The organism is Planctomycetaceae bacterium (genome assembly GCA_041398785.1).
Classification (GTDB): Bacteria; Planctomycetota; Planctomycetia; order Planctomycetales; family Planctomycetaceae; genus JAWKUA01.
The window spans coordinates 115958-130346 of the sequence record JAWKUA010000021.1 but is presented as its reverse complement, the minus strand read 5'-3'; the positions used below and the strand labels follow the sequence as shown (position 1 = coordinate 130346).

Here is a 14389-nt window from a genome sequence, read left to right as displayed (position 1 = left end):
GCCGAGCCACCAACATCCGGGAGGGCGAGGCTCCTGCCGAGCCGCGTGTGCCGGAGGACGTCCGACGCGGCAGCGGCTCGCGCGATTCTTTCGCTCCGAATTGCGGCGCCTCACCGTGCGATGGGTCAATGCGATGCGAACGCCGGAGACAACACTCCCCGGACGTCGATGCTTCGCACGCAACACAAGCCACGGGCGAACCTGGTCAACTTGCGCGCGACGATCTCATGACAGTATCATTGCCAGGTTGTGAAGAGGCCGCAGTGTTGAAGGGCGTCGAGTCAGCAATTCGAAAGCTCATCGGACTGCTTGTCCACCGACGACAGGTCGCAGGTCCCGCGACGTGTTCGGACAACCGCAACGGCTCAGGCTCACCGGTAGACGGGCTTGTCACGTTTTGAGCTAAGCACGTCGTTGAGACCAAAGAATGTCATAACAACGCCGGCCAAAGTGGTCAGACCGATCGTCAGCGTCGACCCGAAGGTGTTGTAAAGCAGTGCGAAGACCCACCACAGCCGAGCGCTCTCCCTTTCACCGCTTTCGAGCTGTCCGAAGACGTGAACCAGATACGCACTCGCGACCAGAAGAAAGATGCCGCCGCAGAGGATCTCCCACGAGCTGCTGTCTTTCGCTTCTTCGGTTTCGCCGATGCCGCGAACGGATTTTTCCTGTGCGGCTTCAGATTCCAGCCGGGCGACCAATGCATCACGGTCGTACAGCGGCCTTTCGTCCGATACGGAGGCGGCGCGGTTACCGATTTGTCTGTCCCCGGCTGAGCGTGCCGGAAAGCCCCGCGACCGGCCGGCGACGCAGGATGGAGTCGCGGTGGACACCGGATTCGGAACCATCCTTCGTTGACTCTGACGCAGGCAAGCACTGAGGTGACTGACCAGTTCAGACGCGTTTTCAACGTGCCGCGAAACGTCCACTTTCGTGCCGTCGCACATGCGGATCACCGCACCGCGTTCACCGTTCCCTTCGATCCGGCTGATCTCCGAAAGCCCGAATTCGTTCCATCGCCGTTTGTTGAATCGCACAAGTCGTTCGGGATACAGCGCGAACGTGGTGCGTCCGTTTCGGAATGATCGCCACGACAGAAACATCATCAGCCCGCCCACAATGCCGGGCAGCGCGAACAGACAGAAGGCAATGACAAGGACTGCTCCGGAATGTTTGGATTCATTGGCAGTGGATGTCATCAGCGCGAGCAGAAATAGCGCGGAACCGGCAGCCAGCAGGAATCCGAACACGGCGGAAATCACCATCATCACTGATGATGCGCGACGTTGTTGTTCGCCATATGTTCGTTGTGGCTGACCCAGCGTCTCCAGAAACGCCGTACCCGGGTTTGTTTGTTGCAGCACTAGCATCAGCGTGTCTCGTCAGGTGTTGCATGGCATCTGCCAGAACATAGTTCGCGGTATCTGCGTGAAGGATCGCTCGCACCGCGCGCGTCGTTGATTTCTGGTGCGTAAATGACAATCAGACCGATCTCATGACGTGACCTTGCTTTTCCACGCCGTTCGAATTGTCGCGACCGTCAGCATCGTCAGGAACAAACCTCGCGGAGTCAGCATTTGCGTGGGACACAGCAGTCGGTTCCGTCGGCCGGACGGAACCCGGCACCGGCGTGCCTTTCGCGGACAGCACCGGTCTGTGGGAATCCGCAAAATCTGTCGATGGATCGCGCGATGCGGCGGCGTCTCAGCGGGAGCCGCGCGTAACCGTTGGCAGTGTGTTCCCGATGCTGCGGCGGCTGACTCACGTCTCATGCCGCTCGAGTCGCGTCGGGGAAAAATCTCTCCCGCGAGAAACCTTTCGTCGTAAACGTGACTGAATGTGCCAGTCTGTTCTGCACATTTCCCGGACAGGAGCTTCAGCGGAACGCGATGTCTCAAAAATGGCGAGCGGCCGTGTCAGTATTTCTACCGCCGCAAAACGCATGCGTCGCAGAATCCACTTCTATCGTCGGACAGTGTCGATTGTCACACTGCCGCGCGTTTCGTCCGGGCAGATGATTCCGAAACCGCGTCGGATTGCAGCCCTGCCGAAAAATCTGCCACCGACATCGGTCCGGGATTTGCAATTGCAGAATGTCACCTGTCCGAACCGTGATACGGACTGACGTCAACGTGTAACAGCGGCACATCGACCACCGCAACACGGTGATCGCGTTTTCGTGTAACCGGGACGCTCGGCGTATCGGCTGAGCAGAAATGGATTCACCCGCGAAGCCGGATGTCTGAGCAATTGTCTGCCACCGAAGTGGCAGATCCGAATCAGCGGCGGAACCGAACGGGCACGCGAAGATTGCCCTATGTGAGTGCCGCACGTCGTCGTGCCGTTCTTCGATTGCAATGCCCAATGATGGTGCTGCCGTGAGGATTGCACCGACTGTGCAAAATTCTGCAGCACTCTGCAAATTCGGTCTGTGATGAAAACTGAGATGCTGAACATTCCACCTCTCGCACTTTACGTCGGCGTTCTGCTGGGTTTCGTTCTGACGACGCTTGCCCTGGCGCACCTGCTGGGGCCTCGCAGGCGAACGCCGGTCAAGGACATGACGTATGAATCCGGGATGGATCCGGTCCGTGATGCCCGTCAGCCGTTTGATGTGCGGTTCTACCTGGTGGCCATTCTGTTTCTGGTGTTCGATGTGGAGTTGCTGTTTCTGTATCCGTGGGCGGTCAGTGCGTACAGCGACCTGGGAGTTCCGCCGGAACTGCGAGACACCGTTTTCGGGGTAATGATTGTGTTCATGGCGACTCTGGCAATTGCCTGGGTTTACGCGCTGCGGAAGGGAGTCTTTCGATGGCGATAGGGCTGCCGGAGAATATCTTTCTGACTCGGCTGGACGCCGCCGCCAACTGGGCTCGGTCGAATAGTCTCTGGCCGATGCCGTTCGCGACAGCGTGCTGCGGTATCGAGTTGATGGCGACCGCCGCCTCACGGCACGACCTGGCCAGGTTCGGCGCGGAAGTCATGCGGTTCAGCCCGCGGCAGTGCGACCTGCTGATCGTCGCCGGCCGCGTCGTGATGAAGATGCTGCCTGTGCTGCAGCGCATCTGGCTGCAGATGCCGGAGCCCAAGTGGTGCATTTCCATGGGAGCCTGTGCCTGCACGGGCGGCGTGTTCGACACGTATGCGGTGGTTCAGGGCATCGATCGATTCATACCGGTGGACATGTACGTTCCGGGGTGTCCGCCTCGACCCGAACAACTGCTGGCCGCGGTGATTGCCATGCAGGAAAAGATTCGCCACACGGGAACCGTCATGGGCACCGAATTTCGCAACCGGACTCAGCCGATGGGTCCGGAACCATTCGATCGAGACGAACAGCTTCGCGTGCGCGAGGCTCGGCAACTTCCGACAACTTCGGCTGCCGTAAGCGACAGAGGACCGGCGCATGTCTGACACCGCAACACTCACGACTCGCTTCCCGACGCTGAAGGAATCCGAGTTTCGCGACAACCGCCGATTCGACGTGAGCGCCGACCACGTGTTCGCGCTGCTGACGGCGCTAAAGCTGGAATTCCACTTCGACATGCTGATCGATGTCACCGCCGTCGACTTTCTGGAGTATCAAGGCGCCAAAGACCGGTTCGGCGTGATCTATCAGTTGCTGAATACGGCGACGTCAGAACGGCTGACCGTGCGCACGACCGTTAATCTTCCCGAACCTCAGCTTCAGTCGGTGTCTTCCCTTTGGCGCGGCGCTGACTGGCTGGAACGAGAAGTGTTCGACATGTTCGGGATCCGGTTCGTCGGCCATCCGGATTTGCGGCGGATCCTGCTGCCCGACGAATTCACTGCTCATCCGTTGCGGAAGGATTATCCGCTGAAGGGTCGTGGTGAACGACACAATTTCCCGGTCCTGACGAGAGCCGAAAGCTGATCCACCCTGATCGCGCGCGGCGGTGACAACGCCGCCAGCGACAGCACTACCGCCTGGACGACTTCCTTCCTGACTGAATCCCTCCGTTCCATGCCTCTGACGCCCGTCGAAAATCCTGAGACTGAATCCGGCGAACGCGAGTACGTCTGGACGCTCAACTTCGGTCCTCAGCATCCGGCCACGCACACGACTCTGCGGCTGCTGCTGACGCTGGACGGGGAACGCGTGGTGGATGCCGTTCCGCACATCGGCTACCTGCACAGTGGTTTCGAAAAGCTCGGCGAGCATCTGGATTTCAATCAGTATGTCACCATCGTCGATCGCATGAACTATGTGTCTCCGCTGGCCAACGAGATCGCGTGGCATCACGCGGTCGAAAAACTGCTGGGGATCGAACTGACTCCGCGAGCCCGATATCTGCGAACAATTCTGGCCGAATTGATGCGGCTGCATGACCATCTGCTGAATGTCGGCACGACCGCGCTGGATCTGGGCGGATTCACGGCGTTTCTTTATGCGTTTCGGCAGCGGGAACACATTTACGACCTCGTGGAACACGCTTCCGGCCAGCGTTTTCACAGCAGCTACACACGCGTCGGCGGCGTGTTGTTTGACGTCAACCGGGAATGGGTCGATCGCGCGAGGAAGTTTGCTCAACAGCTGCCAAAAACACATTCGGAAATCCATCACCTGCTGACTCGAAATCGAATCTTCGTCGAGCGAACAAAAGGCGTCGGCTTTCTCAGCCGTGAAGACGCGATCGATTTTGGCGCCACAGGTCCCGTTGCTCGGGCCAGCGGCGTCGAACGAGATCTGCGCCGGGATGAACCTTACCTCGCGTACGACGATCTGGACTTCAACGTGGTCTGTTCGACGGGAGGCGACTGCTACGCCCGGTATCTGGTCCGGATGCAGGAAATTCTGGAGAGCCTGAAAATCATCGAGCAGGCGATCAACAACATTCCGGCCGGACCGGTCAATATTGACGTCGCCAGCGACATGGTGCTGCCGGCCAAACCGGCCGTGTATCGCAGTATTGAAGGGCTGATTCAGCACTTCGAAGTTCTGATGCCCAATCGCGGCTATGACGTGCCGCGCGAACAGATCTATGCGGCGACGGAATCGCCCAACGGAGAACTGGGGTTCTTTATTGTCAGCGACGGTAACACGCGGGCGTACCGCGCCAGAACCCGGCCGCCGTCGTTTGTTCACTTCGCAATGTTCCCGCACATGATCCGCAACCATCAGCTCAGCGATGTCGTCGCGGTGCTGGGAAGCATCAACATCATCGCGGCGGAACTGGATCGCTGATCAGGAGCTGTCAGACAACATGGTCGTTTTGAACGAAGAACTGCGGGACCGCATTCGCAGCGAGTTTCCGAAATACCCGAACAAGCGAGCCGTCACACTGCCCGCGCTGCACATTGTTCATGACGCTCAGCGGTGTGTGTCTCGTCAGGCGATTGTCGAGATCGCGGAACTATTGGAACTGCATCCGTCCGAAGTTCACGACACGATGTCGTTCTACAACTTCTTTAAGCCGGAACAGAATCCTCTGGGAACGCATCGTGTCTGGGTCTGCCGCAGTATTTCCTGTGCCCTCCGCGGCGGCGAAGAATTATGGGAATCACTGTGCCGGCGACTGGATGTGTGTCCCGGACACCGGACTGCGGATGGAAGGATCACACTGGAATTCGCCGAATGCCTGGGAGCCTGTGAGGGTGCTCCATGCATGCTTGTCGATGAAGACTGCCATGCAAATATGACCGCTGACTCCGCGGTGGAGTTGCTGAACGCGCTGGACTGACTTCGGCTGGATCGATTTTGTCTACCTGGCCGTGTTGCCTATGCATTTTCTGTTTGATTGAAGCCACATTTTTCGTGTCTACCTGTTGCGAACTGAGCTGCCGCGATGACCTCCTTTGAACCCGTTTTACTGGCCCGCATCAATACGCCCGACAGCACCTCGCTGCAGGGATATCGCGCGGACGGTGGCTACGGACAATTGAAGGCAATCCTGGAACGTGCCCCGGCGGAGGTCACAAATCTCATAAAGGACTCCGGACTGCGGGGCCGCGGGGGAGCCGGTTTTTCATGCGGTCTGAAATGGACGTTCCTGCCCAAGGATCATCCGGGCCCGATCTATCTGTGTGTCAACGCCGACGAAAGCGAGCCGGGTACGTTCAACAACCGCGTTCTAATGGAACGCGATCCGCATCAGTTGCTGGAGGGCATCATCATTGCCTGCCGAGCCATCCGTTCCAATCACGCCTACATCTATCTGCGGTTTGAATATGGCCGCTGTTATCGTGTGCTGGACCAGGCGATTCGCGAGTGCTACGCGGCCGGATTGCTGGGGAAGAACATCCTTGGGACCGGCTTCGATCTGGACATCGTCCTTCATCGGGGCGCCGGAGCCTACATCTGCGGCGAAGAAACAGGTCTGATTGAAAGTCTGGAAGGCAAGCGCGCCTGGCCGCGAATCAAGCCACCGTTTCCGGCCATTGAGGGACTGTTTCGCAAACCCACGATCGTCAACAACGTTGAAACGCTGTGCTGTGTGACTCAGATCCTGCGCCGCGGAGTCGACTGGTTCAAGTCGATCGGAGTTCCTCCCGACCCCGCGAATCCCCGTGATCCAGGAAGCTACGGCCCAAAGTTGTACTGCATCAGCGGTCACGTCAATCATCCCTGCTGCGTTGAACTACCGCTGGGAGTCACCGCCCGCGAACTGATTGAAGAACATGCCGGCGGTGTCTGGAAGGGGAGGAAAGCCAAAGCAGTCGTTCCCGGCGGCATCAGCATGGGTTTTCTGTCGGCGGACGAATTGGACACGAAGCTGGACTTCGCCGGTCCCGCGAAAGTCGGGTGTCTGGGTCTGGGAACCGCCGCAGTTGTTGTCGTCGACGATCAGACCAGCATGGTCGACGTTCTCTACAACTGCTGCCGGTTTATGTCGCACGAATCCTGCGGCCAGTGTACTCCCTGCCGCAAGGCACCGCGTGGATGACGAAGATCCTGGATCGCATTCGTTCCGGGCATGGCAGACCGGAAGACCCGGATCTGCTGCTGGAAGTGGCAGGTTCCATGGGCATCATTCCCGGCACCACAATCTGCGGCCTGTCCGATGGAGCTGCCTGGCCGGTGAAAAACGCGATCAGGAAATTTCGCAGCGACTTTGATGACTATATTCGCGGACATCGTTCCACCGTCACGTCCGCTCAGCAATTGATGTCGGTGCATTGACCGCCGACTGGAAAACCTGAATTCCGAATCATGGCCATCGTGACGATCAACAATCAGCCCGTCGAAATCGGCGCGGACGAATGTCTGAACTGCATCCAGGCAGCTCAGCGCGTCGGCGTTGAAATTCCTGCGTACTGCTGGCATCCGGAATTGTCGGTCGTCGCCAGTTGCCGCATGTGTCTGATGGAAGTCGGAGAACGCAAATCTGACGGCACCGTTCAGATGCAGCCGAAGCTGGTGCCCGGCTGTCAGACACCAGCCAGGGACGGCACCGTGATTATTTCCGACAGTCCCAAAGTGAAGGAAGCCCGCAAAGCCACCCTGGAATACCTGCTGCTGAATCATCCGCTGGACTGTCCGGTATGTGATCAGGCGGGTGAGTGTTTTCTGCAGGACTACAGTTTTCGCTACGGTCGCGGCTACAGCCGGCTGGACGAACCAAAAAACATCAAGCCGGACAAGGAACACATCGGCGACCAGATCACGCTGTTCACCGATCGCTGCATCATGTGTACTCGCTGCGTCCGGTTTACTCGCGAAGTCAGCGGTACGTCCGAACTTCACGTCGTCAGCCGCGGAACTCACGAAGAGATCGACGTGTTTCCGGGTTATCCGTGCAACAACAAACTGGCCGGCAACGTTGTGGATCTGTGTCCCGTTGGAGCCTTGTGCAGCAGCGACTTTCTGTACAAGCAGCGAGTCTGGTGGCTGAAAACAAGTTCCTCCGTGTGCCCCGGCTGCAGTACGGGCTGCAGTGTTTTCTTGGATCAGAACGAAGATCGCGTGTACCGGCTTCGTCCGCGACCGAACCCGGCGGCTCAGGGAAGTTTCATGTGCGACGACGGCCGCTTCGGCTGGAAGTATACGCTGTCCGAACACCGGCTGACGGTTCCTCAGCAGCGTTCCGACGGCCGAATGGTCACGTCCGACTGGGACTGCGTGCTGCATTCGGTTCGATCGGCGCTAAGGCTGCCCGCGTCATCTAAGGATGGTGGTCTCGCGGCCGTGTTGTCGCCGTGGATGACGGTCGAAGAAGCCTGGCTGCTGGGAAGTCTGCTGACGAGCATTTCGAACGACGCAATGCTCGCTCTGGGGCCGGTTCGCAGCGACGGCGAAGACGATCAGTATCCGAAGGATGTCGATGGCCGCGTCGTCGAACCGGTAAGGTTCACGATTCGAGCCGAGAAGTGTCCGAATCGAGTCGGGGTCGAAGCTGTTCTGCGTCACTTCTGCGGAACGGTACCGACGTTTGAGGAACTGCTGCGGCAAGCGTCCCGGAACAGCTTCCGCACCGTCTACCTCGTCGGCGGCGACCCGGAAGGATGGATTTCCGAATCACAGGCCGACGCGTTTTCGAAAACGGACCAGGTGATTGTGCAGGACATCCTGCCGTCGCCGATTCTGAAGTACGCAAGCCACGTGCTGCCGTCCGGCACGTTTGTTGAACGTGACGGAACGTTCGTCAATCACAACGGACTCGCGCAGATGATTCGCCGATCCGTGCGGGGTCCGGACAACACACGCGCGGACAATCGACTGCTGTGGGAACTCAGCGGGCGAATCGGCTTGTTCGACGGTGATTCACTGCGGCGTGAAATCGCGTCCGCCGTTCCGGAACTTGCCGGACTGGTCGGTCCCAACCTGAAGGGACAGGGAACACCGGCGGCATCTCCGCAAACGGCCGAGGCACTTTCCACCTGACGGAAGCAGGTATGTCTGAAACCCTGATTTCATTATTGACGATCGGAATCGTAGTCGCCGCCGTACCGGGCGTGTGCAACTATCTGATTCTGCTGGAACGCAAGCTGAGCGCCTGGATGCAGGATCGTATCGGTCCGAATCGCGTCGGTCCGGCCGGTCTTTTTCAACCGATCGCGGACGGCATCAAGCTGCTGCTGAAGGAAGAGGTGATTCCGGCGCACGTCGACCGCGTGCTGTACCTGATGGCTCCGCTGATTTCCGTGTTTACAACGATGCTGGCCCTGGCAGTCGTGCCGTTTGGTCCTGTGCAGGATGCTCCGTCGTGGCTGCGTTTCATCATCGCGCCGAACATTGACATCGGGCTAGTGTTCATCTTTGCCGTGACCAGCGTCGCCGTTTATGGAATTGTGCTGGGCGGCTGGGCGTCGAACAACAAGTACAGCGCGCTGGGAGCCATGCGGGCGAGTGCTCAGGTCGTGAGCTATGAGATTCCGCTGGGCATGTCAGTGCTGGGCATCGCGCTGCTGTCGAACTCTCTGAACCTGGAGCAGATTCTGGATCAGCAGGCCGCGGGAGGCTTCTTCGGCTGGAACATCTGGTACCAGCCACTCGCCTGCCTGCTGTTCTTTACGAGTTCTCTGGCCGAAGCCAATCGGCTGCCGTTTGACCTGGCGGAATGCGAACAGGAACTCGTCGGCGGCTGGCATACGGAATACAGCGCTTTGAAGTGGGCCATGTTCTTTCTCGGCGAATACACACACGTCATCACGATCAGCTTTCTGACATCGATTCTGTTCTTTGGCGGCTGGCATTTTCCCGGGATTGCCACGCCGGAAAGCACGTACTTCGGAGCCTGGCTGGTCAAGCTGGCCGTGCTGCTGACGAAGGTGTTCGCGTCGATCTGGCTGATCATCATGCTGCGGTGGACAATTCCCCGCTTCCGGTTTGACCAACTGATGGAACTGGCCTGGAAGGTCATGATCCCGCTGGCTGTGACCAATGTTGTGATGGTGATGTTCGTGCGGCATTTTGAACTCAGCCGCTGGTGGCTGCTGGCAGGTTCGCTCGTACTGTTCACGGCATGGGGCGTCATCAGCACGAATCTCCGCGCGGCAGCAGCCGAACGGCGCTCTACCGTAACGCCCGAGCAGCGACGGGCACTGCGAGGAGTCGCCCCGTTTGTCGCGGGTCCACTTCCCGGGACTGCCGAACCGTACGAACACGATTCGAAGATCGACCTGATGAACATTGCGGCCATGTCGCGCAGATCGGAACGGCCATGACGGAATCTCATTCACAGACGACCGCCGCACCGGCAGCGGACACTTCCGCGTCCGCACGGCCGGCGTCTCATGCATCGTCAACTACGAAGAAGTCCGTGATGTGGCTGGAAGAACCGGAAATCGGGTTCTGGGAATCCACGTTTGTTCCCGCCATCGTAGAGGGACTGAAGACGACGTTTCAGCACGTTGTTCGGCGGGACACGGTGACTCAGCAGTACCCGGAAGTTTCACCCGATCTGCCGACGCATTACCGCGGCGTTCATCGTCTGAATCGAGACGAACAGGACCGTGTGAAGTGCGTCGCGTGCATGATGTGTGCGACCGCGTGTCCGGCCCGCTGCATCGAAATCGAAGCGGCGGCGGCTCCCGACGACTGGCCGGATCGCGACAAGTTTCCCGCGTCGTTTGTACTGGACGAGCTGCGCTGCATTTACTGCGGGATGTGCGAAGAAGCGTGTCCCGTGGATGCCATTGAACTGACTCACATTTTCGATCTGACCGGAGACACCCGCGATTCCATGATCTTCGACCGGGAAAAACTGCTCAGAATTTTCGACCAGACCCGGCACAACGGCCGCGACCCCGTGCGAACGCATCGCGGAGTACTCGGTCCGGCATCTGACTTCGACAACCTGCCCACGGTGGCTCCCGCGACGTCCGTTCCGTCATCCGATCGAGCGGCCCGGACATCAAGTCCCGGCGTGATCGGTGAATGCGGCACGAACGAATCCCGCGGCCGGTACGGTTCCACCAAGCTGGGAGACGCGCCGTGAACGCGTGGCTGAATCTTCATCCGCTGCAGGTGACTGCTGTGCTGTTGTGGGTCGCGGGAGTTCTGTGGCTGATGCCGGTAACTCGCCGGACAACTCAGCGACCGAAACTGCCGGGGCTGCTGTTGACCGTAGCAGGTGTGTTTGCATTCACCGGTTCCGGCGGACACCTGTCGGGCGATCTGGTCGCGGATGGACTGTTCTGGCTGTTCGGCAGCGGCGCACTGGTTTGCGGCGTATTGACGATCACCAGCCGGTCCGCCGAATATTCCGCGCTGTGGTTTGCTCTTGTGACACTGTGTACGTGCGGGCTGTTTCTGTTGCGAAGCGCACCGTTTCTGGCGGCGGCGACGATGATCGTCTACGCGGGAGCCGTCATTGTGACGTTCTTGTTCGTCGTCATGCTGGCTCAGCAGGCCGGGCACTCAGCCTGTGATCAGCGATCACATCAGCCGCTGCTGACCACGCTCGCGGCATTCGCGCTACTGCTGGCCATCATTGCGACAATGCAGAACGGCTCCCGGCAGCCGGTGATCGAAGTCACCGCCATGAATTCACTCAGCGCTGTCGATGAACAACATCCAGCCGGAAGTCTGCAGGGGCTGGGTCGAACGCTGTTCAGTGACTATCTGTTTGCCGTCGAATTGGCGGGGACCGTGCTGCTGATTGCCGCAGTCGGAGCCATCGCGATTGCGCCGGGACGGAGCAACGATTCGCGATGACTCACGACGCGGAACAATTCCTGCTGATCGGCGCCGGGTTGTTTGTGCTGGGCACGATTGGCTTCATCACGCGACGAAACCTGATCGTCATGATTTTGTCGGCGGAAATGATGCTGCACGGAGTGTCGCTGACGCTGGTGACGTTCGGTCATATGCACCGAAATTTCGAAGGCCAGGCGTTTACGATTTTCAGCCTGACAATCGCCGCCTGCGAAGCGGGACTGGCGCTATCGCTCGTGCTGGCGCTGTACCGGCAGTCGCATTCGCTGGATATCCGAAATTGGACCGGACTGCGCGACCCCGACACCACCCCGGTTTCCGCGTCCGCGGCCGAAGCCGACCGCAACTTCGAAATGGATTCTGAACCGGGACCGCTCAGGGTCGAACCCCGACTGACGCCTGCCGGTTCCGTGCCTGCGGCGAGTCGCTGTCCGGCGTCGTTTTCCTGACCGGAGTCTTTTCATATTGCATTTCTTCCTGCACTGTTCGCTGTCGGACTGAACCGCGATGTCTGAAACTCTGAAACAACAGATTCTCTGGCTGATCCCGCTCGCTCCACTGTGCGCTGCGGTACTGATCGCGCTGCCGGGACCGCGGCTGCTGAAAGCCCGCAGTCATCTGTTTTGCTGGGCCGGACTGGGCGTGGCGTTCGTGTGTTCGCTGGTGTTGACACTGCACATTCTTCCTTCGCAGCAGTCGTCAGCGCCCGCGCAAGCTGCGATTGCACACAGCGGTCCGACGAGTGATGACAGCGGCGGTCACGTTAGCGGCGAGATCGCTGCCGCCAAACCTGCGATCACGGGAATCGGCTATTTGTGGCTGCAGGTCGGGTCAGTGTCGGTCCGCATTGATCTGCAGGCGGACATGATGACAGCCATGATGCTCAGCATGGTCACCGGAGTTTCGCTGCTGGTGGCGCTGTTCGGCGCCGGATACATGCGGCACGATCCAGGTTATCCCCGATTCTTCGCAGCGGTATCCCTGTTCGTGTTTTCGATGTGCATGCTGGTGCTGTCCGGCAGTTTTCTGATGTTGTTTGTGTTTTGGGAAGCGGTCGGACTTTGCAGCTACCTGCTGATCGGGTTCTGGTTTCAAAAACCGTCGGCTGCCGCTGCCGCGAAGAAGGCGTTTGTCGTCAATCGTGTCGGCGACTTCGGATTGATTGCCGGAATTCTGCTGATCTGGCAAACGTTCGGTTCACTGGCGTTCGACGACATCCTGAACCAACCGGCGCTGCTGGCGGCCACGGGGGCTGCTCATCCCGAACGGATCACGCTGATCTGCCTGTGTCTGTTTCTGGGAGCGATGGGCAAGTCGGCTCAGTTTCCGCTGTCGGTCTGGCTGCCGGATGCGATGGAAGGGCCCACACCCGTCAGTGCTCTGATTCATGCGGCGACGATGGTCACCGCCGGCGTTTACCTTGTGGCCCGCTGCACTCCGCTGTTCGTGCTGGCTCCGCAGGCTCAACTCGCTGTTTCCGGAATCGGCGCGGTCACGGCGCTGATCGCGGCACTGACGGCGCTGACGCAGACAGATCTGAAGCGAGTGCTGGCGTATTCCACCGTCAGTCAGCTCGGCTACATGTTCATGGCGCTGGGTGCCGCGGCAGCCGGAGCCGAACTGGCAACGTCAGCCGTCACCGCGGGGATGTTTCATCTGTTGACGCACGCGTTCTTCAAGGCGCTGTTGTTTCTGGCTGCGGGAAGCCTGATGCATGCGATGGGAGACGTCATCGACATGCGCCGCTTCGGCGGACTGCGAAAAGCCCTTCCGGTGACTCACTGGACGTTCCTTTGCGGCGCCGCGGCGCTGGCGGGGTTGCCGCTGATGTCCGGCTTCTGGAGCAAGGACGACATCCTGGCGGTCCTGGCGGAAGCGTCGCGTCACGCCGAGTATGGTTCGTTTTTCCTGACCATCCGATTCGTCGCGATCGTCACCGCGCTGCTGACCGCGTTCTACGCGTTTCGAGCGTACTTCCGAACATTCCACGGCGACGAACGATTCCCGGAAGAAGCCGGCGATCATCCTCACGAAGCGACCGCGATTATGGCGTGGCCGCTGAGAATTCTGGCGGTCCTGGCGGTCGGAGCCGGCTTGCTGCTGGGACCGACTCACGCATTTGCATCGCGAATGCAGATGTCCGGCGGACTGCAGGCCGCGGAATCACACGGACTTCACTGGGGCGTTATGGCCGTCAGTACGCTTGTCGCTGTCGCGGGAGTCGCGGCGGCATGGTGGATGTATGTGGCGGCTCCCGGCGTGCCGCGAACGTTCGCGCGGCGCATGGGACCGTTGTATCGCCTGTCGCTGAATAAGTTTTACCTCGACGAAATCCTGAACGGCTTCATCGTGCTGCCGATTGTGGCACTTTCGAAGCTGGCCGTCGCTCTGGATCGATATCTGATTGACGGATTGCTTGACGCCGCCGGTTCCGTTCCGCGATGGATCGGACAGTGGCCGCGACTTCTGCACAACGGACTGCTTTCCGCGTATGCCGGAGTCATGTTGATCGGTGTCGTCACAGCCGTCGTCGTTGTGTTGACGTGTTTCTGACCCTGACTATTCCCGGACCGTACCGATGTCGACGTTATCGCCGGAGTTCTTCGACTCTGAATTCGTTTGCAGCCTTCAGCGCCTGAACGTTTTGCTTCGCCTGCGAACGGACCGGCGTTGCGAGCCGGTCATCGATGGGGACATCTCACGAACGATGTTGTCAGGCCGGAGTCGGTGCGCCGGGAACGAATCGTGCAGTCCATTGACGCGACGAGTACT

Annotated in this window: 14 protein-coding genes; 13 read left to right on the top strand and 1 reads right to left on the bottom strand. The window is 59.4% G+C overall.

Annotated features, from left to right (window positions below; translation table 11 throughout):
* Positions 1-371: 371 nt before the first annotated feature.
* On the bottom strand, positions 372-1370 hold the full coding sequence (locus R3C19_21565; protein MEZ6062942.1) for a hypothetical protein: 999 nt from the start codon (positions 1368-1370) through the stop codon (positions 372-374).
* A gap of 1064 nt (positions 1371-2434) precedes the next feature.
* Between R3C19_21565 and R3C19_21560 the strand changes: the two genes are divergently transcribed.
* The 13 genes from R3C19_21560 to nuoL all read left to right on the top strand — a co-directional run bounded on the left by R3C19_21560 (position 2435) and on the right by nuoL (position 14170).
* Positions 2435-2821 (top strand): NADH-quinone oxidoreductase subunit A, encoded by a 387-nt coding sequence (locus tag R3C19_21560; protein MEZ6062941.1) that lies wholly within the window; start codon positions 2435-2437, stop codon positions 2819-2821.
* A complete protein-coding gene (locus tag R3C19_21555; GenBank protein MEZ6062940.1) occupies positions 2812-3414 on the top strand; it encodes an NADH-quinone oxidoreductase subunit B family protein in 603 nt (200 codons plus the stop codon). Before R3C19_21560 ends, R3C19_21555 begins: the two co-directional genes overlap by 10 nt.
* Positions 3407-3895 (top strand): NADH-quinone oxidoreductase subunit C, encoded by a 489-nt coding sequence (locus R3C19_21550; GenBank protein MEZ6062939.1) that lies wholly within the window; start codon positions 3407-3409, stop codon positions 3893-3895. The genes R3C19_21555 and R3C19_21550 overlap by 8 nt, the downstream gene beginning before the upstream one ends.
* A 90-nt stretch (positions 3896-3985) precedes the next feature.
* Complete coding sequence (gene nuoD, locus R3C19_21545) at positions 3986-5206, top strand: NADH dehydrogenase (quinone) subunit D (GenBank protein ID MEZ6062938.1); 1221 nt, start codon at positions 3986-3988, stop codon at positions 5204-5206.
* Positions 5207-5225: 19 nt separating this feature from the next.
* Positions 5226-5702, top strand: a complete 477-nt coding sequence (locus R3C19_21540) for an NAD(P)H-dependent oxidoreductase subunit E (GenBank protein ID MEZ6062937.1) — start codon at positions 5226-5228, stop codon at positions 5700-5702.
* Positions 5703-5807: 105 nt separating this feature from the next.
* On the top strand, positions 5808-6905 hold the full coding sequence (nuoF, locus tag R3C19_21535) for an NADH-quinone oxidoreductase subunit NuoF (protein ID MEZ6062936.1): 1098 nt from the start codon (positions 5808-5810) through the stop codon (positions 6903-6905).
* Positions 6902-7141 carry an NADH-ubiquinone oxidoreductase-F iron-sulfur binding region domain-containing protein gene (locus R3C19_21530; GenBank protein ID MEZ6062935.1) on the top strand — a complete coding sequence of 80 codons (240 nt, stop codon included), beginning with the start codon at positions 6902-6904 and terminating at the stop codon, positions 7139-7141. Before nuoF ends, R3C19_21530 begins: the two co-directional genes overlap by 4 nt.
* Before the next feature lie 30 nt (positions 7142-7171).
* On the top strand, positions 7172-8842 hold the full coding sequence (locus R3C19_21525; protein MEZ6062934.1) for a molybdopterin-dependent oxidoreductase: 1671 nt from the start codon (positions 7172-7174) through the stop codon (positions 8840-8842).
* 11 nt (positions 8843-8853) lie between these two features.
* On the top strand, positions 8854-10125 hold the full coding sequence (gene nuoH / locus R3C19_21520) for an NADH-quinone oxidoreductase subunit NuoH (GenBank protein ID MEZ6062933.1): 1272 nt from the start codon (positions 8854-8856) through the stop codon (positions 10123-10125).
* Positions 10122-10898, top strand: a complete 777-nt coding sequence (locus R3C19_21515; GenBank protein MEZ6062932.1) for an NADH-quinone oxidoreductase subunit I — start codon at positions 10122-10124, stop codon at positions 10896-10898. The genes nuoH and R3C19_21515 overlap by 4 nt, the downstream gene beginning before the upstream one ends.
* Entirely contained in the window at positions 10895-11617 is a 723-nt protein-coding gene (locus R3C19_21510; GenBank protein ID MEZ6062931.1) for an NADH-quinone oxidoreductase subunit J, read from the top strand. Before R3C19_21515 ends, R3C19_21510 begins: the two co-directional genes overlap by 4 nt.
* Entirely contained in the window at positions 11614-12066 is a 453-nt protein-coding gene (gene nuoK / locus R3C19_21505; protein ID MEZ6062930.1) for an NADH-quinone oxidoreductase subunit NuoK, read from the top strand. Before R3C19_21510 ends, nuoK begins: the two co-directional genes overlap by 4 nt.
* A gap of 58 nt (positions 12067-12124) precedes the next feature.
* On the top strand, positions 12125-14170 hold the full coding sequence (gene nuoL, locus R3C19_21500) for an NADH-quinone oxidoreductase subunit L (GenBank protein MEZ6062929.1): 2046 nt from the start codon (positions 12125-12127) through the stop codon (positions 14168-14170).
* The last annotated feature ends 219 nt before the right edge of the window (positions 14171-14389 follow it).

What these genes read in the sequence shown, in the direction of transcription:
- R3C19_21565 (MEZ6062942.1), bottom strand. Translation starts at nt 1,370, where the DNA reads ATGCTAGTGCTGCAACAAACAAACCCGGGTACGGCGTTTCTGGAGACG.
- R3C19_21560 (MEZ6062941.1), top strand. Translation starts at nt 2,435, where the DNA reads ATGAAAACTGAGATGCTGAACATTCCACCTCTCGCACTTTACGTCGGC.
- R3C19_21555 (MEZ6062940.1), top strand. Translation starts at nt 2,812, where the DNA reads ATGGCGATAGGGCTGCCGGAGAATATCTTTCTGACTCGGCTGGACGCC.
- R3C19_21550 (MEZ6062939.1), top strand. Translation starts at nt 3,407, where the DNA reads ATGTCTGACACCGCAACACTCACGACTCGCTTCCCGACGCTGAAGGAA.
- nuoD (MEZ6062938.1), top strand. Translation starts at nt 3,986, where the DNA reads ATGCCTCTGACGCCCGTCGAAAATCCTGAGACTGAATCCGGCGAACGC.
- R3C19_21540 (MEZ6062937.1), top strand. Translation starts at nt 5,226, where the DNA reads ATGGTCGTTTTGAACGAAGAACTGCGGGACCGCATTCGCAGCGAGTTT.
- nuoF (MEZ6062936.1), top strand. Translation starts at nt 5,808, where the DNA reads ATGACCTCCTTTGAACCCGTTTTACTGGCCCGCATCAATACGCCCGAC.
- R3C19_21530 (MEZ6062935.1), top strand. Translation starts at nt 6,902, where the DNA reads ATGACGAAGATCCTGGATCGCATTCGTTCCGGGCATGGCAGACCGGAA.
- R3C19_21525 (MEZ6062934.1), top strand. Translation starts at nt 7,172, where the DNA reads ATGGCCATCGTGACGATCAACAATCAGCCCGTCGAAATCGGCGCGGAC.
- nuoH (MEZ6062933.1), top strand. Translation starts at nt 8,854, where the DNA reads ATGTCTGAAACCCTGATTTCATTATTGACGATCGGAATCGTAGTCGCC.
- R3C19_21515 (MEZ6062932.1), top strand. Translation starts at nt 10,122, where the DNA reads ATGACGGAATCTCATTCACAGACGACCGCCGCACCGGCAGCGGACACT.
- nuoK (MEZ6062930.1), top strand. Translation starts at nt 11,614, where the DNA reads ATGACTCACGACGCGGAACAATTCCTGCTGATCGGCGCCGGGTTGTTT.
- nuoL (MEZ6062929.1), top strand. Translation starts at nt 12,125, where the DNA reads ATGTCTGAAACTCTGAAACAACAGATTCTCTGGCTGATCCCGCTCGCT.